Genomic DNA, 1,041 nt, shown 5'->3' with positions numbered 1-1,041 from the left:
CGCCGGGGGCAGGGTCGGCGGGGGCAGGGTCGGCGGGAGCAAAGCCGGCGGGGGCGGGGGCCGCGGCGCGGCGGGCGCGGCGCGTCACCTCGTTGTCGGTGGCGCCGGTGATGGCCGCGACGAGCTCCTCGGCGGAGGTGGTGGCGGCGTCGAACACGCCGTTGTTGCGGCCGAGCCGCAGCACCGCGACGGTGTCGGCGACCGCCTTCACGTCGGCCATGTTGTGGCTGATCATGATGACGCCGTGGCCGCGCTCGCGCAGCCGCTCGATGAGGTTCAGCACCTCGGCGGTCTGCGCGACGCCGAGCGCCGCGGTCGGCTCGTCCAGAATGATGATCTTGGGGTCGCCGAGCAGCGAGCGGGCGATCGCCACGGTCTGCCGCTGGCCGCCGGACAGGCCCGCGACCGGCACCCGCACCGACGGGATCTTCGCCGAGAGCTGGCGGAGCAGTTCCCGGGAGCGGACCTCCATCGCGACCTCGTCCAGCCGGAGCGCGCGCAGCTCGCGGCCGAGGAACAGGTTCTCGATGACGTTGAGGTTCTCGCAGAGGGCGAGGTCCTGGAACACGGTGGCGATGCCGAGCTGCTGGGCCGCCGCCGGGCTGGTGACGCTCACCTCGCGGGACTCGAAGGTGATGGTCCCCGAGTCCGGCGGGTGCACCCCGGACAGCGTCTTGACCAGTGTGGACTTGCCGGCGCCGTTGTCGCCGACCAGGGCGACGACCTCGCCCGCGGAGACGTCGAGGTCGACGTCGGTGAGCGCGGCGACCGCGCCGAACGACTTGCTGATGCCGCGCAGCGACAGCAGCGGGGCGGATCCGCCGCCGGCCTTCGCGGCGACCGCCGCGTCCGGGCGGGCCGGCGCGGGTGGCGATGAGGACTGGGACATGGCGAACCTTCGTGAGGCTTCGGTGAGTGTGCGAGGGGCGAGGGCGGGGCGGCGCCCTCCCCGCGGGCGGGGCGGGGAGGACGCCGCCGGGGTCGGCCGCCCGGACGCCCAGGGGGACGTCGGTTCCGGAGGTCGTCACCGGAGGCCCGGCG

The 1,041-nt window shown here is 75.1% G+C and carries 1 protein-coding gene; it reads right to left on the bottom strand.

The genetic code is table 11. The features are described 5' to 3' along the window. On the bottom strand, window positions 1-889 hold an 889-nt coding region (locus DZF91_RS23300), incomplete at its 3' end, for an ATP-binding cassette domain-containing protein (protein ID WP_147341304.1). Between the last annotated feature and the right edge of the window lie 152 nt (window positions 890-1,041).

It is taken from the genome of Actinomadura logoneensis (genome assembly GCF_003428695.1).
Taxonomy (GTDB): Bacteria; Actinomycetota; Actinomycetes; order Streptosporangiales; family Streptosporangiaceae; genus Spirillospora; species Spirillospora logoneensis.
The sequence above is the reverse complement of the archived record's forward strand: the minus strand, read 5'-3'. Positions and strand labels throughout refer to the sequence as shown.